The organism is Ruegeria sp. BE9 (genome assembly GCF_056538765.1).
The window spans coordinates 38,429-61,184 of the sequence record NZ_JBQFTS010000004.1 but is presented as its reverse complement, the minus strand read 5'-3'; the positions used below and the strand labels follow the sequence as shown (position 1 = coordinate 61,184).

Here is a 22,756-nt window from a genome sequence, read left to right as displayed (position 1 = left end):
CAAAGTGGAACCGGACAGGCAATGCAATACGACTCACTCGATGTTTTCCTGAACTCAGGCAAATCAGCGCTGGCCAAAGGCCCTGTCGCGTTGGTCTTTGCCGAGGACACTGTCGAGGTTGACAGCACCATCCGGCACCACCTCAAGCTGGGCTTCAAAGCGCTGATCGCGTTTATGCCCGAGGACTATCATCTAGACCCCGCGCTTTCAGAGCGCATACATCGGGTCACCCTGAGCTGCGCTCCAAGAACTGTTGTTTTTGATGCGGTCAACAGGGTCATTCAGGCCGCGCAGGGCCAATGGATGTATTGCTGCTACAACTCAGAGTATTTGTTCTTTCCGTTTTGCGAGACCCGGACGGTCGGCGAACTGCTTGCGTTTCACAGCGAAGAGCGTCGCGATTCAATGCTCTGCCATGTGGTCGATCTATATGCTAACGACCTGACCGCCTTCCCCAATGGCGTTGCGCCGGATCAGGCAATGCTGGACCGCTCGGGGTATTACGCCCACACGCGCCACGACGCCGACGGCCTCCCCGTCGAACGCCAACTAGATATGTCTGGCGGCCTGCGTTGGAGGTTCGAAGATCACATTCCCTACGAGCGTCGTCGCATTGACCGCATCGCCCTTTTCAAGGCGCGCAAAGATCTGAAACTCCTGACTGACCACACGTTCAACGAGCCGGAATACAACACCTTTGCCTGCCCGTGGCACCACAACATGACTGCTGCCATATGCTCATTCCGAGCCGCCAAGGCATTAAAAAGCAATGCCGGTTCCACCTTTGACATTCCGACGTTTAGGTGGCGCGACTCGGTCTCGTTTCAGTGGACGTCCAGCCAACTGCTGGACTTGGGACTGATCGAATCGGGCCAGTGGTTCTGACCCGATCCTCGCTCGTCTCTAACGCTGCAAAAGCATTGGGAACCAATCTTCGCGCAAACGCTGGCCAGGGGTCATGTCATGGCCGGGAAACGGTGGAGACGTTCGCCCCGGGCGTTCCACATATCGCGCATCATCGCCAACCAGGCGCAGCGAAAACGCGCGGCGACGGCTGTCAGATTGGTTACCGCGCGCCCCGTGTAAAGTGCGATAATTGAAAGCCACCGCGTCACCCGGTTCCATTTCAAATTCAACGACTTTCATACCTTCGACGTCTGGATCAGGAACAGGGATGTACTGGCCTTCATCCGGGAAAAACCCTTCCTCAGAAACCCAACGAGTTGGCAAAACCTCTTTTTCCCAGCGATGGGAACCAGCCACGCACCGCAGAGTTGCCTGCTTTACGGGATCTAGCGGCGACCAAAAGCTGATCGTTTGCTGCCCCTCGACGAAGTAATACGGCCCGTCTTGGTGCCACGGGGTGGCCATCGATGTTCCGGGTTCTTTGACCAGCACGTGATCGTGGAACATCTGAACAGTTTGAGATTGCATCAGGTCAGCCGCAACCTCAGCAGCTGGCGAGTTTTCAATCACATCTCGAAACTGATCAATCCGTGACCAATTACAGTAATCGTCAAAAAACAGGCCCGTTTCGCCCTGTTTCTTGTTTTCCGACGCGTAAGGGCCCGGTTCGGCCATGTTTGCGGCAACGCCTTCGCGCAATGTGTCTACATGATCGGCAAACAGCCCTTTGATCAGGACAACGCCGTCCTTTTGATAGGTTTCGATCATCTCTTGAGTAACCAGAGGGTGCGTCATTTCTGTCTCCGTGCCAGTGGTGCGATACCCTGCGCATGACTCTACCATCTGTTCAAATCATATCTTTCAAATGTACACTTAACTTCATGTTATATATTTCCCTACGCCAGTATGAATACGTCTGCGCCATCGGGCGTCACGGCAGCCTGTCCGGCGCGGCACAAAATCTGAATGTCTCGCAACCGGCGCTGTCGAATGCTCTGACTCGGGTAGAGGAACAGTTGGGCTACCCGTTGTTTGCCCGAAAACGTGGTGCCGCAATGGCACTTACACCCCAGGGTCGCAGCTTTATCGAGGAAGCTGAGGCGTTACTGGCCAGCGCGGCAAAACTGGAAAACGCGGCTGAGCCAGGTGCTGGAAAAGCGCGTTTGCGGTTGGGGTGCTTTGTGGATCTCGCCCCGTTTCTTTTGGCAAGGGCTTTGCGGCAGCTACACAATGAAATGCCTGATGTGGTGATATCGTACCGAGTGGACGATTTTCAGGGCATGATCTCGGGCCTGATCGACGGGCGAATTGACCTTGCCGTGACCTATGGCCTGAGTATGGATGCATCGTTCGCTCGGCATACTCTCTTTACCAGTACGCCAAATGCCCTGATGTCACCGGATCATCCCTTGGCCAAACACGATCAGATTTACCTTGAGGACCTTGCCCACCACCCTCTTATCCTGTCGGACGAAGGCCTGTCGGCGCAACATGTGCTGAATTTATTTCGACACATCGGACACAGCCCAACGGTAGCCCATCGGGCCGCTTCGCTTGAGATCCAGCGCAGCTTGGCCGCGCACAACGAAGGTGTCGCGATCAGCTATGCCAATCCACCGGCAGAATTCAGCTACGATGGAATGCCGTTGATCAGCCTGCCCGTTTCAGATTCGTTTGCAGCGGAACCCGTAGTCCTTGCACGCCATGGCACTGGCCCTGCCGACTCGCAAATTGCAAAAGCCGAGCAGGTTCTTGTTCAATTACTGACGTAAGGTTATTTTTTTCGCAGGCGGATAACGACATCAACCGATGCGATTTCAACCCCCTCCGGGGCTTCGGGAAGTCGCTGAATCACCAACTCTTCGGACGGAGCATCGCTTAGGCGGCCTTCATCCTCCCAGAAAAAGTGGGGATGATCATGTGTATTGGTATCAAAGTAGCTTTTGGAGCCGTCCACAGTGATTTCCTGCAGCACCCCGGCATCACAGAAAGCGCGCAGAGTGTTGTATACTGTGGCCAATGACACTGTATCGCCGTTCTTCTTGGCCGCTTCGAACAGGCTTTCCGCCGTAACATGGCGATGCCGTCCGTCACCCACCAATAACTCAGCCAGCGTCACGCGCTGCCGCGTCGGACGCAATCCGGCGTGAACCAACCAATTCGTGGCGATGCTCTGGCTTTCAGGTGTCATCAGTCCGATACCTATCTGTTGCTGACCTATATATAAGTGCTGTGGTCTGGTAATTTCAAATGAAATTCATTCGCAAAGAATGATCTGATCACAACAGGATGTGGGTCACCGCTCTTGCAGGACCTTGCATACGGGTGCTAGACGAGGCCAGATAACATAAACGGACCCCTGGCAGGAGAGGCGGCAGAATGGCCCAATTCCCGAGCAGCTTTGACAAGGACGATCTGCTGAAATGCGCCCGAGGCGAATTATTCGGCCCCGGCAATGCGCAGTTGCCTGCCCCGCCGATGCTGATGATGGATCGGATCACCGATATCTCGGCCGATGGCGGCGCGCATGGAAAAGGCCACGTTCTGGCCGAGTTCGACATCACGCCTGACCTTTGGTTCTTTGACTGCCACTTCCCCGGCAATCCAATCATGCCCGGATGTCTGGGTCTGGACGGCCTGTGGCAGCTGACCGGTTTCAACCTTGGTTGGCGCGGCTGGCAAGGGCGCGGCATGGCCGTAGGCGTTGGTGAGGTCAAGCTGACCGGAATGGTACGGCCTGACCGCAAAATGCTGACTTACAAAATTGATTTCAAAAAGGCGATCCAAACGCGCCGTCTGACCATGGGTGTGGCGGATGGTATCGTCGAAGCGGACGGTGAAATGATTTACGATGTCAAAGACATGAAAGTCGTTCTGTCCGAAGCCTAAGCCTGACAGGCCCGAAATAAGGAGCACGCATATGCGTCGAGTAGTTGTCACCGGTTTGGGGATTGTCTCCTCCATCGGGAACAATGCCGAAGAGGTTCTGGCGTCACTCAAGGCTGGCAAGTCCGGCATCGAGGCCAATGAACAGATGGTTGAGCATGGCTTTCGCAGCCAGATCGCCGGATCGCTGAAGATTGACGTATCCGAGCATGTGGACAAGCGGACCCTGCGATTCATGGGCCCTGGTGCTGCCTATGCTCATATCGCAATGAACCAGGCTATTGCCGATTCTGGTTTGACCGAAGATCAGGTTGTCAACCCGCGCACCGGTCTGGTTGCTGGATCAGGTGGACCATCAACCAGCGCAATGCTGACCGCACACCAAACCGTTCTAAAAACCGGCGCGACCAAGCGTATCGGCCCGTTCGCCGTGCCAAAGTGCATGTGCTCGACAATTTCGGCCAACCTTGCGACCGCGTTTAAGATCAAGGGCATCAACTATTCGATCACTTCGGCTTGCTCGACCTCGCTGCATTGCATCGGGAATGCGGCCGAACAGATCATGCTGGGCAAGCAGGACGTGATGTTTGCTGGTGGTGGCGAAGAACTGGATTGGACCCTGTCCTGCCTGTTCGACGCGATGGGTGCAATGTCGTCGAAATACAACGACACGCCCGACAAAGCATCGCGTGCATTCGACCAAGATCGCGACGGGTTCGTCATCTCGGGCGGCGGTGGAATCGTGGTGCTTGAGGATCTCGACCACGCTCTGGCCCGCGGCGCCAAGATTTATGCTGAAGTGACTGGATATGCGGCCACCTCGGATGGTCATGACATGGTAGCCCCCTCGGGTGAAGGCGGCGAGCGCGCGATGCGTCTGGCCCTGTCGACTGTGCCCGAAGGCCGCAAGGTTGGCTACATCAATGCCCATGGCACCTCGACCCCTGTCGGCGATGTGGGTGAGGTTGAAGCTGTTCGCCGTATCTTTGGCGAAGGCAATGTACCTCCGATTTCCTCGACCAAGTCTATGACAGGTCACGCTCAGGGCGCGGCGGGTGCACTAGAGGCAATCTTCTGCCTGCTGATGCTGGACAATGACTTTATTACTCCGTCGATCAACGTCGACACACTTGCCGAAGGCATCCTGCCCGGTGAAATTGCTACTCAAGTAGTTGAAAACGCAGGCTTGGACAGCGTCATGACCAACAGCTTCGGCTTTGGCGGCACAAACGGTTCCATGGTTCTGTCAAAGTATAACGGGTGAAAATGATGTCGGATCTTCTCAAGGGCAAACGCGGCCTGATCATGGGCGTGGCCAATGACCGCTCGATTGCGTGGGGCATTGCCAAAGCCATGCACGAGGCTGGCGCAGAACTGGCATTCACCTATCAGGGTGAAGCGTTCGGCAAACGGCTGGAACCGCTGGCGCAAAGCCTCGGCAGTGACTTCATGGTCGACGCAGACGTGACCGATGACGCGTCGCTGGATCGTGCATTTGGCGAGCTGGGCGCACGTTGGCCAACGATTGATTTCGTGGTTCACGCGATCGCATATTCGGACAAGTCTGAATTGACCGGCCGTTTCCTGAACACCACCCGAGCGAACTTCAAACACTCGATGGACGTATCGGCCTATTCCTTTATCGAGGTCGCGCGTCGCGCCTATCCTCTGATGAAAGACAATGGCGGTACGCTGTTGACGCTGACCTATCAGGGCTCGAACCGTGTTGTGCCGAACTACAACGTCATGGGTGTCGCAAAAGCTGCACTGGAATCAGCGACACGTTACCTGGCCAATGATCTTGGCCCCGAAGGTATTCGAGTGAACGCTATCTCACCTGGTCCAATGAAAACGTTGGCCGGTGCTGCGATTGGCGGTGCGCGCAAGACATACAAGTTCTGCGATCAAAACGCGCCGATGCGCTCGAATGCGACGCTGGAAGCAGTCGGAGGCACCGCTGTGTATCTGACTTCGGACGCTGGTGCCTGCACCTCGGGTGAGGTCATTCGGGTGGACGGAGGCTTCCACGTTCTGGGTATGCCGCAGCCTGACCACATGTGACTCTATCTTTCCCTTCCCATGCCAAGATTTAACCATCTTTCACAGGCAGGGATATCGACATGAGCAAAGCAGACCAAATTATCGCACACAGTTCGCGGATTTCTCGCCGCAAACAAGGCTTTCTAGGGCAGCGCGGCCGGATCGCGTTGCTAGCACTGACCATGCTGTTAATGTTGTTTGTGTTGTTGACACAGGCAGATGTACGCGCAGCCTTCACATCCTGGACCAGCCTGATTTCAGGCTGATCCAAAGCACTGACCAATGCCGGTCAGTTGATTGACACGACCTCAATATCAAAAATCAGGTCCTGACCAGCCAGCGGATGGTTGGCGTCCAGGGTAACAGTCGCATCGTCGGAATCCACCACGGTCACTGGCAGCGCCTGACCATCGGGCGTTTGCATCTGCAACTGAGTGCCGGGATCCAGCGGAATGTCATCGGGAATACCTTCGCGCGGGATCTGCTGGCGCGCCTCTGGGTTTATAGGACCATAGGCATCCACACAGGCGATCTCGACGCGCTTTTTCTCACCCACGCTCAGGCCCGGCATTGCCGTATCCAGACCGGGAATGATCTGGCCAGATCCAACCACAAATTCCAGCGGCTCGCGCCCCTCGGAACTATCGAACACGTTGCCGTCCAACAGTGTCCCTTTGTAGTGGATGCGAACCGTGTCGCCTTGTTTGATCTCGGTCATAGGTGGCCTCCGGCCGTTAGGGGTTTAAGCGGCCAAGCCTAGGGTGTGACACGGCATTGTAAACCCTTCCCTCTTTTGAACTCGGAACTCTTATGCCAACCTGCGCGCGACAGAGGGAGGGGATTTGATGCCAATCACCACATGCGTCTTCGACGCCTACGGCACTTTGTTCGATGTTGCCGCCGCCGCCCGCCAGGCAGCCGCTGAACCCGGTTTCGATAAACTGCAACAGAAATGGCCTGAGCTGGCTAACCACTGGCGCTTGAAACAACTGCAGTACACATGGCTCCGCGCGATCACAGACGCCCACACAGATTTTTGGGATGTTACGCAGGACGGCTTGGATTGGGCGCTTGAAGCCACGGGGTTAGAGGGCGACCCAACCCTACGCCAGCGCTTGCTAGATCTTTATTGGGAGTTGCAGGCCTATCCCGAAGTGCCGCAGATGCTGGCGGATTTGAAAGCGGGAGGATTGAACACTGCGATTCTGTCCAATGGGTCTTTGCCCATGCTGGATGGTGCGGTGAAATCCGCAGGAATCGGTGACGTTTTGGACGATGTACTAACGGTAGAAACTGTTGGCATCTTCAAACCCCACTACAGCGTCTATGATCTGGTGCAGCAGCGGTTTGGCGGAAACCGTGATGAAGTCTTGTTCGTCAGCTCCAATGGCTGGGATGCTGCAGGTGCCAGTGGCTATGGTTTTGTGACTGCTTGGGTCAACCGGGCAAACGAGCCAATGGACCGCTTGCCATGGACGCCAGCACATGTACTGTCCGACCTGACCAACATCCCTCAACTGGCTGGACTTTAATGGCATTTTTCACAACCTCCGATGACAGGCGTCTGTACTACAACGACATCGGATCGGGGCTTCCAGTTTTATGCTTGGCCGGGTTAACCAGAAACAGCCGGGATTTCTTTTTCTTTGCCCCGCACGCGGACGGCTTGCGCCTGATCACGATGGATTACCGTGGGCGCGGGCAATCCGAATTTGACCCGGATTACATGAACTACAACGTTCTGCGCGAATCCCACGACGCGATCGAGTTACTGGATCACTTGAAACTGGATCGCGTCGCAGTTGTGGGCACATCGCGCGGTGGGCTGATTGCGATGGCCTTGGCAGCCAGCCATCCAGAACGCTTGTCTGCCGTTGTTTTGAACGACGTGGGTCCGGTAATCGAAACGTCAGGCATCGCCAAGATTATGGATTATGTTGGACGCAAACCCGTAGCCACAAACTACGATGAAGCCGCGCAAACGCTCAAACAGGTGATGGAACCTCAATTTCCCGGCGTCCCGCTGAGCCGATGGCGCGAACAAGCCGAGGTTCAGTACGAACAGACGGAAGATGGCTTAGAGCTGCGTTACGACCCTGCCCTGCGCAAAGCTCTGCTGGATCAGGCGGCTGCTGGGGCGATCCCGGATATGTGGATGTTCTTCGAAGCATTGCGCAACATCCCAACAGGTGTCATTCGCGGTGAGAACTCCGATGTTCTCGGCAAAGAAACGCTGATCGAAATGCATAAACGCCACCCTGGTCTTATGTCTGTAGAGGTTCCAGATCGCGGACATGTTCCGTTCCTGGACGAACCACAGTCTCTGGACCTTATTCGCAAGGTATTGGACGCCGTATGAGCACGCTGGAAATGATCGAGGCCGCCGCCGGGCGGCTAAAGGGCCACGTTCGGGAGACTCCCCTTCTGACCTCACCGTTTTTGAACGAACTGGCAGGGCGTAGAGTGCTGGTGAAACCTGAATGCCTGCAACATACAGGCAGCTTCAAATTCCGCGGCGCATGGTCCGCGATCTCAGCGCTACCCGAGGATGACAGACAGCGCGGTGTGATCGCCTATTCCTCTGGCAATCATGCGCAAGGCGTCGCATACGCCGCCGCGCAACACGGGGTTTCTTCGGTGATCATCATGCCTTCTGATGCACCGCAGCTTAAGATCAACAACACCCGTGCGCTTGGCGGTGAAGTGGTTCTGTACGACCGTGCCAATGAAAGCCGCGAAGAAATTGGCGAGGCTCTGGCCGCTGAACGTGGCCTGACCCTGATCCGCCCCTATGATGAGCCACAAGTGATTGCCGGTCAGGGCACCACGGGGCTAGAGATTGCGCGGCAAGCGGCCGCCATGGGCGTGGAAAAGGCCGACGTGCTGGTTTGTTGCGGTGGCGGTGGACTGACCTCAGGCATCGCTCTGGCGCTGGAGGCCCATGCGCCCGGCCTGCGTGCGCGCACATGTGAGCCCGAGGGTTTTGACGACGTCAAACGTTCGCTGGCCTCCGGTCAGGTTCAGAGCAACAAGGCAACTTCGGGCAATATCTGCGACGCGATCCTGACACCGCAGCCAGGTCAGATTACCTTTCCAATTCTGAAACGACTGTGTGGGCCGGGGTTGTCGGTCACCGAAGAAGAGGCGATGCGCGCAATGGCACAGGCGTTCCTGCGCCTTAAAATCGCATTGGAGCCCGGCGGCGCGGTGTCTCTTGCTTCGGCCCTGTTTCGCCGTGACGAAATCGAAGGTGATACGGTGATCGTCGTGGCGTCGGGCGGCAACACGGACCCAGAAGTGTTTGGAAAAGCACTGGATTTCCTGACCTGACATCAACTAACAGTTAGGGCATTCTAATATACTAACGTATGACGACAGGGGATTGAGTCATGCAAATCGCAGATATGGGCGAAGTGCAGCTGCACTATCGGGTCGATGGCGATCCTGATGGGGCGCCGATTGTCTTTGCCAACTCACTGGGCACTGATTTACGTCTTTGGGACGCGATGTTGCCGCATCTGCCCAAAGGTCTTCGGATCATTCGATATGACAAACGCGGTCACGGACTCTCATCCGAGCCTCCGGCCCCCTATTCCATGGGGGCACTGGTTCGGGATGCTGAGGCTCTGCTTGATCATCTCAACGTAAGGGATTGCGTCTTTGTCGGCCTATCCATTGGCGGGCTGATCGGCCAGGGTTTGGCGGTGAAGCGCATGGATCAGGTACGGGCGCTAGTATTGTCGAACACCGCCGCCAAGATCGGTATCCCATCGATCTGGCAGGACCGGATGGATGCAGTGCGAAAGGGTGGAATCGAAGCCCTGGCAGATGCGACAATGGAGCGATGGTTCTCCAAAAGCTTCCGGGCATCACCGGATCACCTGCTTTGGCGCAACATGATGGTGCGGCAGCCAGTGGATGGATACCTTGGGTGTTGTGCTGCGATATCGGGTACGGATTTCTACACGCCCACCAGCGGCCTGCGCCTGCCCACTCTGGGCATTGCCGGCAGCGAAGATGGCTCGACTCCTCCCGACCTGGTGCGTGAAACGATCGAGTTGATCCCGGGTTCTAAATTCGAACTGATGCGCAAGGTTGGGCATCTACCCTGCGTTGAGCAACCGGCGGAATACGCAGCCCTGCTGCGCAATTTCCTGACCGATATCGGACATATTTGAGGGAGCACGGTTATGGCAGATTTTCTGTTGGTCCATGGATCCTGTCATGGCGCGTGGTGCTGGCGTGATCTTATCCCTGCCATTGTGTCATTAGGACACACGGCACGTGCCGTAGACATGCCCAGCCACGGTTCTGACCCCACTCCGATCGCCGATGTTACCCTCGACGGTTGTCGCGACGCGGTTTTGGCGGCCTCAACGCCGAAGACCATTATTGTGGGCCATTCGTGGGGCGGATATCCCATCAGTGCAGCCGCCGAAGCTGCCCCGGACGCGATGCGCGCGCTCATCTATCTCTGCGCCTATGTTCCTCAGGACGGGCTTTCCATGATTGAAATGAGAAAGCGGAGCCCGCGCCAGCTCATTGTGGATGCAGTCGACAAGTCCACTGATGGGCTTTCCTACACGGTCCGGCCTAACAAGGTTCACGACCTTTTCTACCACGACTGCCCGCCGAAAACCGTGCCATATGCATTGGCGCGTTTGTGTCCACAGGCGATCGCCCCGCAGGACACCCCCCTGCAATTGTCCGAAAACTTCGCACGTGTGCCTAAGGCCTATATCCGAGCAACAGAGGACCATACGATCCCGACGGAATACGAAGAACAGATGAGCCACATAGCGCCCGAAAAGTTACGGCGAACAATCGATAGTTCGCACTCTCCGTTCTTCGCGCAACCCAAGCATCTGGCCCAAATCCTGGACGACCTGTCCCGGCAGCTATCATCGATATCAGAGTAACGGCAGAAAACGCTCCTTCACCCGTCAATCGGTCGTGATAGGGTCCAACAAAAAATTACACGAACGATTGTCATGCGACTGCCTTTTCTCTTCCTTCTTGGCACAGTCATGATCGATGCCATGGGCATCGGTCTGGTGTTACCGATCATGCCGGATCTGATTGTCGAGGTTCAGGGCGGCACACTGGCAGACGCAGCAATCTGGGGCGGCGTACTCAGCACGGCCTTTGCAGCAATGCAATTTGTGTTCGGCCCGATTTTAGGAAACTTGTCTGACGCCTATGGCCGCCGCGTCGTTCTGTTGGTTTCACTTTTCATTATGTCTCTGGACTACGTCGTAATGGCTCTTGCAGGCAGTATCTGGTTACTGCTGGTCGGGCGCATAGTTGGCGGCATTACGGCAGCGACACACGCAACGGCCGCAGCCTTTATGGCAGACGTATCAAAACCACATGAAAAAGCTGCAAATTTTGGACTGCTGGGTGCCGCCTTTGGGGTTGGGTTCGTACTGGGTCCGGTGATCGGAGGGTTGCTGGCCGAATACGGAACACGCGCGCCTTTTTGGGCAGCTGCGGCTCTTTCCTCCCTAACCTTCTTGGTTGGCCTTCTGGTGATGCCGGAAACGGTTACTGATCAGACGCGCCGCGCGTTTAACCTTAGGCGGGCCAACCCGGTGAATTCTCTGCGCGCGATTGCTTCATTGCCCGGAATACGTCCATTGCTGTGGGTCTACTTCCTCTACTCCGTATCAATTTATGTCTACCCCGCGATTTGGGCCTATTTCACGACCGAGCGTTTCGGCTGGTCACCGCAAATGATCGGACTGTCCTTGGGTGTCTACGGGATTGGTATGGCCGCCGTTCAGGGCGGCCTGATCCGCCCGGCAACCCGGCATCTGGGCGAACGGGTGACAATAATCTGCGGCATGGTGTTTGAAATTGTCAGCTTCTTGCTGCTTGCCTTTCTGACCAACGGCTTCATTGCATTGATGCTGATCCCTATCACGGCGATTGGCGCGGTTGTTACTCCAGCTCTACAGGCCCTGACCTCCCGTGCTACGCCGGATTCGCAGCAGGGGGAACTGCAGGGCGTGCTTACTTCACTTCATGCGCTTTCAATGGCGATTTCGCCTTTGGTTATGACCAGCGTATTCGCAAAATTTGCCCAGGCCGATGCAGCGCTCTACCTGCCGGGCGCGCCATTCCTATTGGCAATGCTCTTAATGTTCATTGGATTCGCACTGTTTTTACGATCACGCCCTCTCGTAGCGTAAGAGCGACCACCTGATGACGGTTTCCGTCTTGCAGAGAGCATCTTCCCGCGCCACCGTGAACAAAACGGAGTGAGGGAAACCATGCAAACAATTAAAGCGGCCGTCTGCCATGCGTTCGGCGAACCTCTGGTCATCGAGGATGTCCTGATTGCCCCGCCCGGCACGGGCGAGGTCGAAGTCACCTTGGATGCAGTCGCTATTTGCCATTCGGATATTTCCTATGCCAGCGGAGCGTGGGGCGGGTTTCTGCCCGCAGTTTACGGACACGAAGCAGCAGGCGTGATCACCGCAACCGGCGAGGCAGCAGGCGGGTTTCAAGTCGGTGATCCGGTCGTAGTAACGTTGATCCGGGCTTGTGGCTCTTGCCCATCGTGCGCCGGGGGAAAACCCACGATCTGCGAAACTCCGTTCGACACAACCAAAGGCCCTCTACAAACCGCGCAGGGGGAAACCCTGGACCAGGCGATGGCTTGCGGCGCGTTTGCGGAAAAGGTGGTGGTCAACCACCGTCAGATCGTGAAAATCCCCGAGTCCCTTCCCAAAGATCTTGCCAGCTTACTGTCTTGCGGCGTGATTACCGGCGTGGGTGCGGCAGTAAACGCCGCAGAGCTAAGGCCCGGTCAGGACGTTGTGGTGATCGGTGCAGGCGGTGTGGGCCTGAACGCGATTCAAGGGGCCCGCATCGCTGGAGCACGGCGTATCGTGGCGGTCGACATGACCGAAGAGAAACTGGAAATCGCAAAAGAATTTGGCGCAACTCATGGTGTTCTGGCCGGTGGGAAAGCACCATGGAAAGACGTTTACAAAGCGCTGGGCGGACGTGGAGCCGATGCTGTGTTGATTACCGTTGGCGCGATTCCGGCCTACGACCAGGCACCGCGTTATCTGGGCCGTGGCGGCAAAGCGATCATGATCGGCATGCCTCACTCAGGCGATATGTCGAGTTATGAACCGGTTGTTTTGGCTGCGCTTGGACAAGGGCTTGTTGGATCGAAAATGGGCGATGTTGTCATTCAACGCGATATTCCGTGGATGATTGACTTGTATGAACAAGGGCGGCTGAAACTGAATGAACTGGTTTCGGGGCGCTGGTCCCTGTCTGAGATCAACGAGGCCATCGAGGACACCAAGACAGGTTCAGCTAAGCGCAACGTAATCGTTTTCGAAAAAGGCTGAGGCCACCCATAGGAGAGCAGGCAAGATGAAACTGCAGGATCTCGACATCATCGTCACCGCCCCGCCTGCTCCGGGTTGGGGTGGGCGTTATTGGATTTTGGTCAAGGTCACGACCGACACCGGGATCACGGGTTGGGGCGAATGTTATGCCTCTTCGGTCGGCCCGGACGCGATGCGCCACGTCATCCGCGATGTATTCGAAAGGCATATGCTGGGTGAAAACCCCGAGAATATTGAGCTGATGTTCCGCCGGGCCTATTCCAGCGGCTTTACTCAACGCCCGGACCTGACAGTAATGGGCGCTTTTTCGGGGCTGGAAATTGCCTGCTGGGACATCCTTGGCAAGGATCGTGATCGTCCGGTCTATGCACTGTTGGGCGGTCTGATGAATGAGCGTATCCGAGCCTATACCTACCTTTACCCGCTCCCTCAGCATAACCTCACCGATTTTTGGACCTCGGCGGATCAAGCCGCCGAAAGTGCCGCTGAAATGGTGCGTCAGGGCTTTACGGCAGTCAAATTCGACCCGGCTGGCCCCTACACAATCCGCGGAGGCCATATGCCAGCGATGTCCGATATCTCAATGTCGGTCGCATTCTGCAAAGCAATCCGCGAAGCGGTTGGCGACAAGGCCGATCTGCTGTTTGGGACACATGGACAGTTCAACACCGCAGGCGCCATTCGGCTTGGGCAAGCTCTGGAACCATTTTCGCCTTTATGGTTCGAGGAACCAACACCGCCGGACATGATTGAAGATATGGCACGCGTTGCTCGAAACGTCCGCATTCCTGTCGCGACCGGAGAACGCATGACCACCAAGGCCGAATTCGCTGCAGTGTTACGCGCAGGCGCTGCCGAAATTATGCAACCTGCCTTGGGACGTGCAGGCGGAATATGGGAAATGAAAAAGGTCGCTGCCATTGCCGAAGTGTTCAACGCGCAAATGGCACCGCATCTTTATGCCGGACCGGTGGAGTGGGCCGCCAATATTCATCTGGCCGCATCAATCCCAAACTTGCTGCTGTTGGAGACCATACCAACGCCATTCCATGATCAACTGATCAAAGGCACGCTGCGTGTGGACAATGGGTTCGTGACCGCTCCAACTGCGCCAGGGCTTGGGATTGACGTCGATGAAGAATTGGCGCGTGCGCATCCTTTCTCGGGGGATGGGCTACATCTGCAAATGCAGGAAGAACCCTGCGATTACGTCAACGGTAACGCCTTCCAAGGGGGTGCTCCAGCGACCGAGGGGTGACAAGTCCATAAGCATTGGGGCATATTGGAGCTACTTCCAGTTGCAGACAGGACGAGTGTGACACTTAAGGAACAACAACATCCTGAAACCCCGGCGGACATGCAAGAAAGTGCCGCAAAGGCTGCGGCCTATCTGAAAACGCTGGCCCATGAGGGCCGATTGATGATCCTGTGCCATTTGGGCGAAGGCGAAAAATCGGTTGGTCAGCTGGAGGAATTGCTGCAAATCCGACAGGCTGCCGTTAGTCAGATGCTGGCCAGATTGCGAGAAGAACGGCTTGTTTCGACACGCAGGGAAGGCAAGACAATCTATTATTCCCTTCAAGACGGAAAAACCGCACAAGTCATCGGGCTGCTTTACGAGTTGTTTTGTAAACCCGAAGCCTAGTTTGCTACATATCCGGCGATTACCTGAAGCAACTTAAAGGCCGTTGCTGCATCGTTTTCGACCACGGCCAGAAACTCTTCTTCACCAATTCGCAGGCAGGACAGGTCAGTTTCCGCAATCATGCTGAGCGCACGTGGTTCTTTTCGGATCAGACCCAACTCACCAACCAAGGCACCGGGGCCAACTTTGGTGATCAGCTGATCTGGGCCTTCAAGCTGCGGCAGATACAACCCTGCTTCGCCCTCTAGAACCACATAGGCACCGTCGGTCGGCTGGTCATCCTTCAAAAAGACAATCTCACCCGGCTTTGCATCGTACCAGCGCGCACCGAAAGCCAGCAGGCGCAACTGCCTGCGGTCAAGACCGGAAAACAGCGGCGTCTGTTCCAAGGCACGCAACTTACGCGCCAGGTCGGCTGAAGCTGCACTATCTTCTTCCACTTCGGCGGGTCCTTCATCCGAAACCACCCTACCCTGCCGAATTTCGACGTACATGTCGAACACATCCGGGTTTTCAAATTGGTCGTTCAGATAAATCACAGTGGTGTCGGGCAACAATGATCGCAGGTTCTTATACACAGCAACCTGTGTGGCCATGTCGTAACTTGCCAGCGCATTTTCCAGGATCAGAATGTCCGGCTTTTTGATCGTCGCCCGGGTAAAGGCCAACGGCTCAGCAAACAAAGCCGGCAGGTTCTGTCCCCCAATCGCAACGGGAACGTCGTAGATCAGCTCAACAACAAGCGGACGTGCACCGTTTTCATCCAGAACATCAACGATCAGCTTTCGCACCTCATCCGATCGCGCGCCGCCAATCTGGCTGACCTTACCAAACAGGGCGTTTTCCATAACAGTCAGACCCGGTGTGAATTCTTCACTGTTCAATGGAACAAAGACATCCAACAGCCGCTCAAGCAGCTTTTCCGAGTGACTGTGCCGCAACTCGAGAATGCGGTTCTTGAGCTCATCAGTGAAGGCGGGCCCGATCTGCTCGGCAGAAATCACCAACGGTACCGCAAGTAGATTAGCCAGCTGTTCGTCATTCAGGCCGGACACGTCTTCGTTCCGCGTCCGCTCAATCAGCTCAACAGCGGCCTCATAAGTCTGCGCTTCAAGCCCAAGTTTGCGGAACAATGGGTGATCTGTTCCATCCAGACCAAAGATCTGCCGCAACATCTCGATCACATCGCGCGTCAGATTCACGAGGGTTTCATCCAGCCCCAGTTCTCGCAACTGACCTAGGAATACGGTCTGACGGGCCAGTAGCTCCTGTGTGACAGGCACACGCGGTGTGGCGAACAACAGGTTTTCAGCAACAGGCAACGCCGGATTGTAGGTGCAGCGATCAAAGACCAAAGCCTGCTGCTCTAAGCCCGCTTTCTTTACGGCCTCCTGCACCAGGGGGCGAATCTCAATCAGTTTTTGAGCCAGTTCAGGGTGTTCTTTGGCATCGAAAACCTGCTCCGATCCGCGCTGGAACAAAGCGGCCCCTGAACCCATGCCGTCGATCAGATGCAACCACCAGTCACGTAACTCATCAGAGCTATTCAACCCAGCAAGGGAAGGGTCAAGCCATTCCGACTTGTACGGATCGGCGCTGTTTCCTGCGCGTTGAGTTTCCGCAAATCCGGGATCATCCGTCTCGGAGGCCATCGGCTTGAAACGCATCGGCATCATCACGTTGTCGCCAAGCGTGCCCTGAAACATAACAGGGCGCGAAGACGCATAGCCGATCCGGGCCGCGACAACACCCTGATGCAGGGTCGCAAGGTTTTCTCCGCCTATCTCAACCCGCCCTGAACTTGGCACAATCTCGCGGGTCAACAGCTCAGCGACAGCGCGCCTGTCTTCTTCGCTGGGGGCGGCGATGCCAATCGTCTTTCCACTGGGAAAGGTCAGATCCAGATCGTCCAGAATTTGATTACCGTCGATGTCACGTACCGACGCATGGCTCAAAACTATGTCGCCGTCCAAACGGGGCCGCGTTTCTGGTTCACCTTCGAACAGCTTTTCATCGGGCATGCCGGGCGGTGCGAAGCGCTCGATCACTACGTCCCACCGCAGCGACATATCCTGGGTCTGGTTGTAATAAGTCAGCAGTTCTTTCCAAGGCGAGCTCAGGTCTTTGTACGCTGCCAAGGCGGCAACAAGCGCACCCAAAGATACTGACCCCTGCAGCACCAATAGACCGCCCACCAAGTAAAACATGAAGGGCGTGAGCTGAGATATGAAGTTGTTGATAAACTTCATAAAGAACTTTTTCTGATAGATTTCGAAACGAATACCGAAGAGCCGACCTAGCTGATCCGAAATCATGGCCCGACGGTATCGCCAACCGCCATTGGCACGCAGGGTCGAAGCACCAGCCGCATTCTCACCTATCTGAGCTGCCAGAACCCGTACCTCCTGAATACGTTTTTTGTTCAGAAGGTTTATCTGGCGCTGCAACTTTGGAATCAGCCAAGCTTGCAGTGGAATAAGCGCGACAGCGGCGAGGCCAAACCATACGCTCTGAAGAAACAAGAACGACAGGATGGTGATCATCTGGCCGGCCTGTAACACGGGCTGACTAATCGCATCCCCCATCAAACCGCCCATCGGCTCACTTTCGGCGGTAATCATCGACACCATTTCGCCTTGGCTGACCCGCTCGAAATAAGGTTGAGGAAAACGTAAGGCACGGTTGATTAACTGATACCGGAACCGGCGCAACATTCGCTCGCTGAGAACACCCTTCATGGTGTTGATCCGCATTTTCATCAGGCCATGCGCCAACACCGCAAGCAGAAATGCACAGCATAGGATGACCAGGAATGTCGTCTGCTGCAGGCTATAGCCCCACACTTCAACGATAGAGCTGGTCGCACCGATTGCGTCGTTGATAATCCGCTTGGGCAACTCCAGCGTCAGGTAAAGCAGCGGAAACAGCGTTGAGGTCACGGCCAGTAGGATCAACTGGTCGCGTTTTGAATATTTCCAAATAAAACGGAAGATTGTGCGTTCTATGGAACCTGCCCCTGTTACGGATCAGCGACTCTGATGAAACTGTCGCAAATCCAACACCCTGATTTTACTGCATTCAGGACCACAGACGCAAATGGTTTCCAATTTGATCAGATAATCGCCGAATGTGAACAAGTTCATTTGCGAAGATGCCGTTTAGACCCTAAGCTTTGCAGTAGGACGATATCGGGAGATAAAATTTGACTGCCAATTTAGGCGCAGTGTTTTTGATGCTCTGCTTACTGCAGATCAAACATATGTTTGCGGACTATTACCTCCAGACGCCAAAAATGTTGTCCGGACGTGGTGAGTATTTTCACTGGGGCCGAGCGCAGCATGCCGGTGTGCATGTAATTGGTTCGGTTATCGTTTTCCTGCTGTTCGGTGCGCCGTGGTCTTTTATTCTGATTATTGCCGCGCTGGAATGGGTTGTTCATTTCAATATCGACTTTGCCAAAGCCAGCTATTCCGACAAAAAACAGCTCTTGCCCACACAAGCGGCTTTTTGGCGTGCTGCAGGTCTGGATCAGTGCATGCATAACCTGACCTATATTGCCATGGTCTGGGCTTGGGTTAAGTTCGCCGTTTAGGGTCTCACGCTACATCGTCGAGTACAGGCGCGCGGTACAGCGACAACCATCTCTGGTCCAACGCGTCAATTTCGCAAGGGTCAAATGTCCTCTCGGCCTCCCAATACCGGCCTGACGGAACAAAATAGCCAAGATTTCGTTCGGCTTTCAGCACCGAAGCCATCCCATTTGTCGATGGAAGGGCCGCGCTGTCCAAGTCATTCAATCCCACCGATGGAAACAACAAACGGCTCGGTCCTTTAGACAACCGCAATACGTTGCATCCCTGGGCCGCGGCGAACAAGCCAAGGCGCGCCGACTTTGCCTCGAGCGACCGAAGAGTCACATCTTCACGCAATGGGTCTGCCTCACCCGTTCCGTAAAAATGCGTATCACCAGTTTTCGAGTAAACCATGTCACAGCCGAAATAAGCTAAGACGGCGGGCTTCAACGCGGACAATGCCCAATACCCAGCCGTAAAGGCCATCGTACCACCGGCATAAACAAAACCACCAAACCCGTTTTGAATTGGAACGTACTCATCTGCCGTTACAATCCGTTGCGACGGCTTGGTACATTCAGGCCTGTTTTGAACCGGGAAATCCTCGGGGTGAATCAGCACATCCCAATCTGACCGAATGCGCCATGCATTGTTGATCGCGACAATATGAGTAAACGGCTCTCGCGACCAATGCCGCGCTTCGACGGCGTTCGGCGCACTACCTAATATCAGAACTCGATTTTTCAGTTCGGCCATCCTGGGTCCTGCCTTTTATTGCAGTCCCCAAGATAGTTAGAGCGTTTGATGTAGCAAACTAGCCCAGAACCGAAAAACTACTTTCCTCATTGATTGGACGCTTTCGCGAATAAAACCCAACGTCGATCAAGCGTTGAATATAGGGCAATTCAAATTGCAGAGGTTGCGCATCGTGGTCCGCTCCACCCTCGCAATAGCCGATCAAGGCCGTCATCATCTTACCCGCGATTGGCGCATTCTTGTACTGGTTTCCGCTGGTGCCACAGGCCATGTAAAACCCTGGCAAGCTGGATTTATCGTAGATTGGAATCCAGTCGGTGGACGCGTCGTACAAATCCACCACGCCTCGGGTCTTGGATGGAATACCAAGGCTCGGAACGCGCTGCGCATACCGCATCGCCTGCGTCGTCCATTGATCCGTGAAGTCGTGGTTATAGTTTACGTCATCTTCGCACCACTGATGCGGGTCGCATTCCGGATCCTCCGATCCAACCAAAATGTGGTTGCCGTGCTCGGGGCGGCAATAGCAAGCAATGTCACTGTCTGACACAATGGTGCCGTCGTTTTCGAAATCGAACCCTTCCGGCGCAGGGACGTGCACCACCTCTTGCCGCAAGGGGCGGGTTTCGATGGTCATGTCATCCAAAACACCGGCCATTTTGTTGATAAGAGCCGATCCTGGCCCGGCGACATTTACAACGACCTTGGCGTGGATTACTTCGCCCGAGGCCAGTTTAACACCAGCCACACGTCCGCCTTCGGTCAGGATTTCCACCACCTCTGCCCCGGTTCGAACTTCGGCGCCGTGCTGTTTGGCTGCATCCATGAGGTTTTGCGCGGAAAGAGCCGGATCTGTAACGTACCCAGCTTGTGGCCAGTATACGCCACCCTGCATCTTGCGTCCGTTTGGCTGACCAAATTCCGGATCGTCCATTCGGCGCGCAGGTGCAAAACTGTCCAAAGAATAGATCGGCAGGCGCTCGGTGATTTTCTCAGGCGGCCATTCCTCGAACGGACAATCCAGATCAGCACTGTTCTTCATGTGCTTTTCCAACATACCGTTGGCATCTGTTTTCATCACCAAAGTTCCCGTTTCGCGGAACTGCGCCAGATTGGCGTCTTCCGGCAGCCCGAGATACTCGGCCCAGTCCCGCCAATAGTGATAACCCTCCCAAGCAAAAGCCGTTCCATCGAAGGTCGAGTAGTGCATCCGAATGATCGCGCAAGACCCAGCTGTCGAGCCGTGACCGACCTGCGAATTCCGGTCCAGAGACAAGGTCTTCCAACCCGCTTTTGCCATTTCAAACGCGATTGCTGCGCCGATCACGCCTGTTCCGATTATGATTGCATCTGGTTGGCTCATGACGGGTCTCCTTGCCAATAGCGCTGTGAATAGGCGCTGAATTCTTCGACTTCTTCGGGTTTCGGCTGAACCCCAGTAAAAACGTAAAGGTAGTGCGGAACCATCTCGATCCGCACGGACATGGGTTCATTGAGTTGCGCCAGATCGTATCCGATCTGCATATAGTAAAGAACGCGCGCGCGCGTTTCGGCCTCGATGTCTGAATAGCCAAATCGCACGAACATGGCGTGCAGAGCCGCCAATCGTCGCGCATCCGACTGGTCCAAGGCCCGCCGAACCTTACCGGACTTTCGGGCCCAATCTCGGACAGCAAAATCCAGTGCAGTGTCAAACAGTTCAGTATTCACGACGCACCGGTGAACATTACAGACTGCGGCCGTAATGGTATCTGCCGCGGCCTCGGCCTGAGCGACTAGCCCCGCTGTATTCGTAGCTTGCCACCGCGCGAGAAGAGCATCCAAAAGTTCCTGTCGGGACTTGAAATACCAATAGAAAGACGACCGCGACACGGCCATGCGCTCTGCAAGATTCAGAACTTTGACATGATCGACGCCATCCGAGATCAGCACATCCATCGCAACGTTCAGCCAATCGTCACGCGTAACTTTGACGTTGCCGACCAACGGTTCAGCCTTGGGATCATCTCGGTGGAGGACAGGTTTAGCGTTCATCAGCTTTCTGGCGGCGCGCCACCCTCTTGAGTTCGTCGGGCGATGAACTCTTTCATTGCGCCCAGGCCATCGCCGTTTTGAGCTGGGGGTTTGAAATTGGCAAGAATATCCTTCCACACACCAGTCGCCCGGTGATTGGCGTCCATCGATCCGCGCTCGGTCCACGTTCCGAAATTGGCATAGTCGTGAACATGTGGTTCATAGAATTCGGTGTTGTACCGCTCCATCGTCTGCGTCGAAGCAAAGAAATGGCCGCTTGGCTCGACCTCGGACAAAGCGGTGTCAAAGCCGATCTCGGAAGGACCGGCTTGCGCTCCGGCGCAGAGCTCTGCCACCATGTTCAGCACTTCCGCATCGCAGATCAGCTTTTCGAATGAGACGCTGAGACCGCCTTCCAGCCAACCAGCCGAGTGGATGATGACTGTCGCACCGGCCATCAGACAGCCCCAAAGACCGAATTGGTTTTCATTTGCAGCTTGCACATCATTGATGTTCGACGCTGATCCCGCCGCAGAGCGCCAGGGCAAACCAAGATGCCGCGCCAACTGCCCAGCAGCGAGGGATGCCTGAAAATGTGAGGGCGTACCAAAAGCCGGAGCACCCGATTTCATGTCCACATTGCTGGTGAAGGTGCCATAGCACACCGGCGCGCCGGGATTTGCGAGTTGTGTCAGTGTCAGCGCCGCCAATGCCTCGGCGTGAGACAGCGTGATCGCACCAGCCACAGTGATCGGGGCCATTGCGCCCATCAATGTGAATGGTGTGATGATCGACATCTGTCCATGATGTGCAAAGTCGATCAGGCCCTGCGCCATAGGAATATCCAGCGTCCGCGGGCTGTTGGTATTAATGATCGTATAACAATGCGGATTGGCCCGGAACGCATCGTCGCTCAAACCGCGCGCGGTGGACAGCATCTCGAAGCAATCCATGACCTGCGGCGTACCCCGGGAAAAGAAGAACGGGAATTTATCCGTCAGTTCCATCTGGGCCTGCGTCGTAAAGTAGTGCCGCAGGTGAGTTGGCACGTCTTGTGGTTCGACTTGTGGCGAGATCATCTGGAACACATCAAAATGATGCGTGAGCTTTAGAAACTCCAGATAATCCTGCCCCGTTGCCGGACGGCGACCACGCTCCAAATCGGTCGCGTTTGGCGCGCCTGCGCCCGGCTGAAAAACCAAAGACCCGAGCTCTAGGGTAAAGTCCCTTTGGCAGGCTCCTGAACGGCAGGCGATGGACTTAGGCGCTGAGGCCACAGCAGCCTCGACAATCTCACGCCCGATAAAGACCATTTCAGAGTCTTCATCCACGCGCGCACCGCCTTTCGAAAAGATCTGACGGGCTTCGGGCAACAACACTTTGACGCCGAGATCCTGCAAAACCCGCAGCGCGGACTCATGCATGTCTGCGACTTGATCCGCCGGGAATACCTCCATCTGCGGAAAGGGGTTTTTCAATTGACGATAGTTCACTTCACGACTGGCCGAAGGGGCAGCGTCCGCGCCACGCCCTCGTCGCCTTCGTCCACGCTCAGAGGTTTGAGTAATCAT

24 protein-coding genes are annotated in these 22,756 nt (G+C 55.5%); 16 read left to right on the top strand and 8 right to left on the bottom strand.

Features of this window, described 5'->3' with window-relative positions; translation table 11 throughout:
• The first annotated feature begins 21 nt into the window (after nucleotides 1–21).
• The gene (locus ACR0EO_RS13030) at nucleotides 22–885 is read left to right on the top strand and encodes a glycosyltransferase family protein (protein WP_480690558.1); all 864 of its coding nucleotides are present in this window, start codon (nucleotides 22–24) and stop codon (nucleotides 883–885) included.
• Between the two features lie 18 nt (nucleotides 886–903).
• On the opposite strand, the gene ACR0EO_RS13025 is transcribed toward ACR0EO_RS13030, so the two are convergent.
• A complete protein-coding gene (locus tag ACR0EO_RS13025) occupies nucleotides 904–1,701 on the bottom strand; it encodes a phytanoyl-CoA dioxygenase family protein (RefSeq protein ID WP_480690556.1) in 798 nt (265 codons plus the stop codon).
• An 86-nt stretch (nucleotides 1,702–1,787) separates the two neighbouring features.
• Here ACR0EO_RS13025 and ACR0EO_RS13020 point away from each other — a divergent pair, with 86 nt between their 5' ends.
• Entirely contained in the window at nucleotides 1,788–2,678 is an 891-nt protein-coding gene (locus tag ACR0EO_RS13020; protein WP_480690554.1) for a LysR family transcriptional regulator, read from the top strand.
• Nucleotides 2,679–2,680: 2 nt separating this feature from the next.
• Here ACR0EO_RS13020 and irrA read toward each other — a convergent pair whose 3' ends face one another.
• On the bottom strand, nucleotides 2,681–3,097 hold the full coding sequence (gene irrA, locus ACR0EO_RS13015) for an iron response transcriptional regulator IrrA (protein WP_480690552.1): 417 nt from the start codon (nucleotides 3,095–3,097) through the stop codon (nucleotides 2,681–2,683).
• 188 nt (nucleotides 3,098–3,285) lie between these two features.
• Here irrA and fabA point away from each other — a divergent pair, with 188 nt between their 5' ends.
• From fabA to ACR0EO_RS12995, 4 genes are read left to right on the top strand one after another with little or no spacing between them, the layout of a single operon-like run.
• On the top strand, nucleotides 3,286–3,795 hold the full coding sequence (gene fabA / locus ACR0EO_RS13010; RefSeq protein ID WP_170326986.1) for a bifunctional 3-hydroxydecanoyl-ACP dehydratase/trans-2-decenoyl-ACP isomerase: 510 nt from the start codon (nucleotides 3,286–3,288) through the stop codon (nucleotides 3,793–3,795).
• Nucleotides 3,796–3,826: 31 nt separating this feature from the next.
• Nucleotides 3,827–5,056 (top strand): beta-ketoacyl-ACP synthase I, encoded by a 1,230-nt coding sequence (fabB, locus tag ACR0EO_RS13005; protein WP_480690550.1) that lies wholly within the window; start codon nucleotides 3,827–3,829, stop codon nucleotides 5,054–5,056.
• Between the two features lie 5 nt (nucleotides 5,057–5,061).
• Nucleotides 5,062–5,853, top strand: coding sequence for an enoyl-ACP reductase FabI (locus ACR0EO_RS13000; protein WP_480690548.1), 792 nt, complete (start codon nucleotides 5,062–5,064; stop codon nucleotides 5,851–5,853).
• 59 nt (nucleotides 5,854–5,912) lie between these two features.
• Nucleotides 5,913–6,098, top strand: a complete 186-nt coding sequence (locus ACR0EO_RS12995) for a hypothetical protein (protein ID WP_480690546.1) — start codon at nucleotides 5,913–5,915, stop codon at nucleotides 6,096–6,098.
• Between the two features lie 23 nt (nucleotides 6,099–6,121).
• Here the strand turns inward: ACR0EO_RS12995 and ACR0EO_RS12990 are convergent, their stop codons facing one another.
• Entirely contained in the window at nucleotides 6,122–6,550 is a 429-nt protein-coding gene (locus ACR0EO_RS12990; protein ID WP_480690545.1) for an FKBP-type peptidyl-prolyl cis-trans isomerase, read from the bottom strand.
• A gap of 127 nt (nucleotides 6,551–6,677) precedes the next feature.
• Here ACR0EO_RS12990 and ACR0EO_RS12985 point away from each other — a divergent pair, with 127 nt between their 5' ends.
• From ACR0EO_RS12985 to ACR0EO_RS12945, 9 genes are all read left to right on the top strand, one after another.
• Nucleotides 6,678–7,364, top strand: a complete 687-nt coding sequence (locus ACR0EO_RS12985; RefSeq protein WP_480690543.1) for a haloacid dehalogenase type II — start codon at nucleotides 6,678–6,680, stop codon at nucleotides 7,362–7,364.
• Entirely contained in the window at nucleotides 7,364–8,191 is an 828-nt protein-coding gene (locus ACR0EO_RS12980) for an alpha/beta fold hydrolase (RefSeq protein ID WP_480690541.1), read from the top strand. Before ACR0EO_RS12985 ends, ACR0EO_RS12980 begins: the two co-directional genes overlap by 1 nt.
• Nucleotides 8,188–9,162, top strand: coding sequence for a threonine ammonia-lyase (locus ACR0EO_RS12975; protein ID WP_480690539.1), 975 nt, complete (start codon nucleotides 8,188–8,190; stop codon nucleotides 9,160–9,162). Before ACR0EO_RS12980 ends, ACR0EO_RS12975 begins: the two co-directional genes overlap by 4 nt.
• Before the next feature lie 59 nt (nucleotides 9,163–9,221).
• The gene (pcaD, locus tag ACR0EO_RS12970; RefSeq protein ID WP_480690537.1) at nucleotides 9,222–10,010 is read left to right on the top strand and encodes a 3-oxoadipate enol-lactonase; all 789 of its coding nucleotides are present in this window, start codon (nucleotides 9,222–9,224) and stop codon (nucleotides 10,008–10,010) included.
• A 12-nt stretch (nucleotides 10,011–10,022) separates the two neighbouring features.
• A complete protein-coding gene (locus tag ACR0EO_RS12965; protein WP_480690535.1) occupies nucleotides 10,023–10,751 on the top strand; it encodes an alpha/beta fold hydrolase in 729 nt (242 codons plus the stop codon).
• Between the two features lie 72 nt (nucleotides 10,752–10,823).
• Nucleotides 10,824–12,023 carry a TCR/Tet family MFS transporter gene (locus ACR0EO_RS12960; protein ID WP_480690533.1) on the top strand — a complete coding sequence of 400 codons (1,200 nt, stop codon included), beginning with the start codon at nucleotides 10,824–10,826 and terminating at the stop codon, nucleotides 12,021–12,023.
• Nucleotides 12,024–12,104: 81 nt separating this feature from the next.
• Nucleotides 12,105–13,199: a Zn-dependent alcohol dehydrogenase gene (locus ACR0EO_RS12955; RefSeq protein ID WP_480690531.1), complete on the top strand. Its 1,095-nt coding sequence runs from the start codon at nucleotides 12,105–12,107 to the stop codon at nucleotides 13,197–13,199.
• A 25-nt stretch (nucleotides 13,200–13,224) separates the two neighbouring features.
• On the top strand, nucleotides 13,225–14,457 hold the full coding sequence (locus ACR0EO_RS12950) for a mandelate racemase/muconate lactonizing enzyme family protein (protein ID WP_480690529.1): 1,233 nt from the start codon (nucleotides 13,225–13,227) through the stop codon (nucleotides 14,455–14,457).
• Between the two features lie 99 nt (nucleotides 14,458–14,556).
• Complete coding sequence (locus ACR0EO_RS12945; RefSeq protein WP_480691017.1) at nucleotides 14,557–14,844, top strand: ArsR/SmtB family transcription factor; 288 nt, start codon at nucleotides 14,557–14,559, stop codon at nucleotides 14,842–14,844.
• Here ACR0EO_RS12945 and ACR0EO_RS12940 read toward each other — a convergent pair.
• The gene (locus tag ACR0EO_RS12940; protein ID WP_480691015.1) at nucleotides 14,841–17,837 is read right to left on the bottom strand and encodes an ABC transporter transmembrane domain-containing protein; all 2,997 of its coding nucleotides are present in this window, start codon (nucleotides 17,835–17,837) and stop codon (nucleotides 14,841–14,843) included. The genes ACR0EO_RS12945 and ACR0EO_RS12940 overlap by 4 nt on opposite strands.
• A gap of 239 nt (nucleotides 17,838–18,076) precedes the next feature.
• Here ACR0EO_RS12940 and ACR0EO_RS12935 point away from each other — a divergent pair, with 239 nt between their 5' ends.
• Nucleotides 18,077–18,436: a DUF3307 domain-containing protein gene (locus ACR0EO_RS12935; protein ID WP_480691013.1), complete on the top strand. Its 360-nt coding sequence runs from the start codon at nucleotides 18,077–18,079 to the stop codon at nucleotides 18,434–18,436.
• A gap of 4 nt (nucleotides 18,437–18,440) precedes the next feature.
• Here the strand turns inward: ACR0EO_RS12935 and ACR0EO_RS12930 are convergent, their stop codons facing one another.
• The 4 genes from ACR0EO_RS12930 to ACR0EO_RS12915 are packed head-to-tail and all read right to left on the bottom strand — an operon-like array spanning nucleotide 18,441 to nucleotide 22,756.
• Nucleotides 18,441–19,172: a hypothetical protein gene (locus ACR0EO_RS12930; protein WP_480690527.1), complete on the bottom strand. Its 732-nt coding sequence runs from the start codon at nucleotides 19,170–19,172 to the stop codon at nucleotides 18,441–18,443.
• Nucleotides 19,173–19,230: 58 nt separating this feature from the next.
• The gene (locus tag ACR0EO_RS12925; RefSeq protein WP_480690526.1) at nucleotides 19,231–20,535 is read right to left on the bottom strand and encodes an NAD(P)/FAD-dependent oxidoreductase; all 1,305 of its coding nucleotides are present in this window, start codon (nucleotides 20,533–20,535) and stop codon (nucleotides 19,231–19,233) included.
• A complete protein-coding gene (locus ACR0EO_RS12920) occupies nucleotides 20,532–21,206 on the bottom strand; it encodes a TetR/AcrR family transcriptional regulator (RefSeq protein WP_480690524.1) in 675 nt (224 codons plus the stop codon). The genes ACR0EO_RS12925 and ACR0EO_RS12920 overlap by 4 nt, the downstream gene beginning before the upstream one ends.
• Nucleotides 21,206–22,756: a trimethylamine methyltransferase family protein gene (locus ACR0EO_RS12915; protein WP_480690522.1), complete on the bottom strand. Its 1,551-nt coding sequence runs from the start codon at nucleotides 22,754–22,756 to the stop codon at nucleotides 21,206–21,208. Before ACR0EO_RS12915 ends, ACR0EO_RS12920 begins: the two co-directional genes overlap by 1 nt.

Bases quoted from the DNA above. Each gene is read 5' to 3' on its own strand.
- ACR0EO_RS13030 (WP_480690558.1), top strand. From the start codon at position 22: ATGCAATACGACTCACTCGATGTTTTCCTGAACTCAGGCAAATCAGCG.
- ACR0EO_RS13025 (WP_480690556.1), bottom strand. From the start codon at position 1,701: ATGACGCACCCTCTGGTTACTCAAGAGATGATCGAAACCTATCAAAAG.
- ACR0EO_RS13020 (WP_480690554.1), top strand. From the start codon at position 1,788: ATGTTATATATTTCCCTACGCCAGTATGAATACGTCTGCGCCATCGGG.
- irrA (WP_480690552.1), bottom strand. From the start codon at position 3,097: ATGACACCTGAAAGCCAGAGCATCGCCACGAATTGGTTGGTTCACGCC.
- fabA (WP_170326986.1), top strand. From the start codon at position 3,286: ATGGCCCAATTCCCGAGCAGCTTTGACAAGGACGATCTGCTGAAATGC.
- fabB (WP_480690550.1), top strand. From the start codon at position 3,827: ATGCGTCGAGTAGTTGTCACCGGTTTGGGGATTGTCTCCTCCATCGGG.
- ACR0EO_RS13000 (WP_480690548.1), top strand. From the start codon at position 5,062: ATGTCGGATCTTCTCAAGGGCAAACGCGGCCTGATCATGGGCGTGGCC.
- ACR0EO_RS12995 (WP_480690546.1), top strand. From the start codon at position 5,913: ATGAGCAAAGCAGACCAAATTATCGCACACAGTTCGCGGATTTCTCGC.
- ACR0EO_RS12990 (WP_480690545.1), bottom strand. From the start codon at position 6,550: ATGACCGAGATCAAACAAGGCGACACGGTTCGCATCCACTACAAAGGG.
- ACR0EO_RS12985 (WP_480690543.1), top strand. From the start codon at position 6,678: ATGCCAATCACCACATGCGTCTTCGACGCCTACGGCACTTTGTTCGAT.
- ACR0EO_RS12980 (WP_480690541.1), top strand. From the start codon at position 7,364: ATGGCATTTTTCACAACCTCCGATGACAGGCGTCTGTACTACAACGAC.
- ACR0EO_RS12975 (WP_480690539.1), top strand. From the start codon at position 8,188: ATGAGCACGCTGGAAATGATCGAGGCCGCCGCCGGGCGGCTAAAGGGC.
- pcaD (WP_480690537.1), top strand. From the start codon at position 9,222: ATGCAAATCGCAGATATGGGCGAAGTGCAGCTGCACTATCGGGTCGAT.
- ACR0EO_RS12965 (WP_480690535.1), top strand. From the start codon at position 10,023: ATGGCAGATTTTCTGTTGGTCCATGGATCCTGTCATGGCGCGTGGTGC.
- ACR0EO_RS12960 (WP_480690533.1), top strand. From the start codon at position 10,824: ATGCGACTGCCTTTTCTCTTCCTTCTTGGCACAGTCATGATCGATGCC.
- ACR0EO_RS12955 (WP_480690531.1), top strand. From the start codon at position 12,105: ATGCAAACAATTAAAGCGGCCGTCTGCCATGCGTTCGGCGAACCTCTG.
- ACR0EO_RS12950 (WP_480690529.1), top strand. From the start codon at position 13,225: ATGAAACTGCAGGATCTCGACATCATCGTCACCGCCCCGCCTGCTCCG.
- ACR0EO_RS12945 (WP_480691017.1), top strand. From the start codon at position 14,557: ATGCAAGAAAGTGCCGCAAAGGCTGCGGCCTATCTGAAAACGCTGGCC.
- ACR0EO_RS12935 (WP_480691013.1), top strand. From the start codon at position 18,077: ATGCTCTGCTTACTGCAGATCAAACATATGTTTGCGGACTATTACCTC.
- ACR0EO_RS12930 (WP_480690527.1), bottom strand. From the start codon at position 19,172: ATGGCCGAACTGAAAAATCGAGTTCTGATATTAGGTAGTGCGCCGAAC.
- ACR0EO_RS12925 (WP_480690526.1), bottom strand. From the start codon at position 20,535: ATGAGCCAACCAGATGCAATCATAATCGGAACAGGCGTGATCGGCGCA.
- ACR0EO_RS12920 (WP_480690524.1), bottom strand. From the start codon at position 21,206: ATGAACGCTAAACCTGTCCTCCACCGAGATGATCCCAAGGCTGAACCG.
- ACR0EO_RS12915 (WP_480690522.1), bottom strand. From the start codon at position 22,756: ATGATTACTCAAACCTCTGAGCGTGGACGAAGGCGACGAGGGCGTGGC.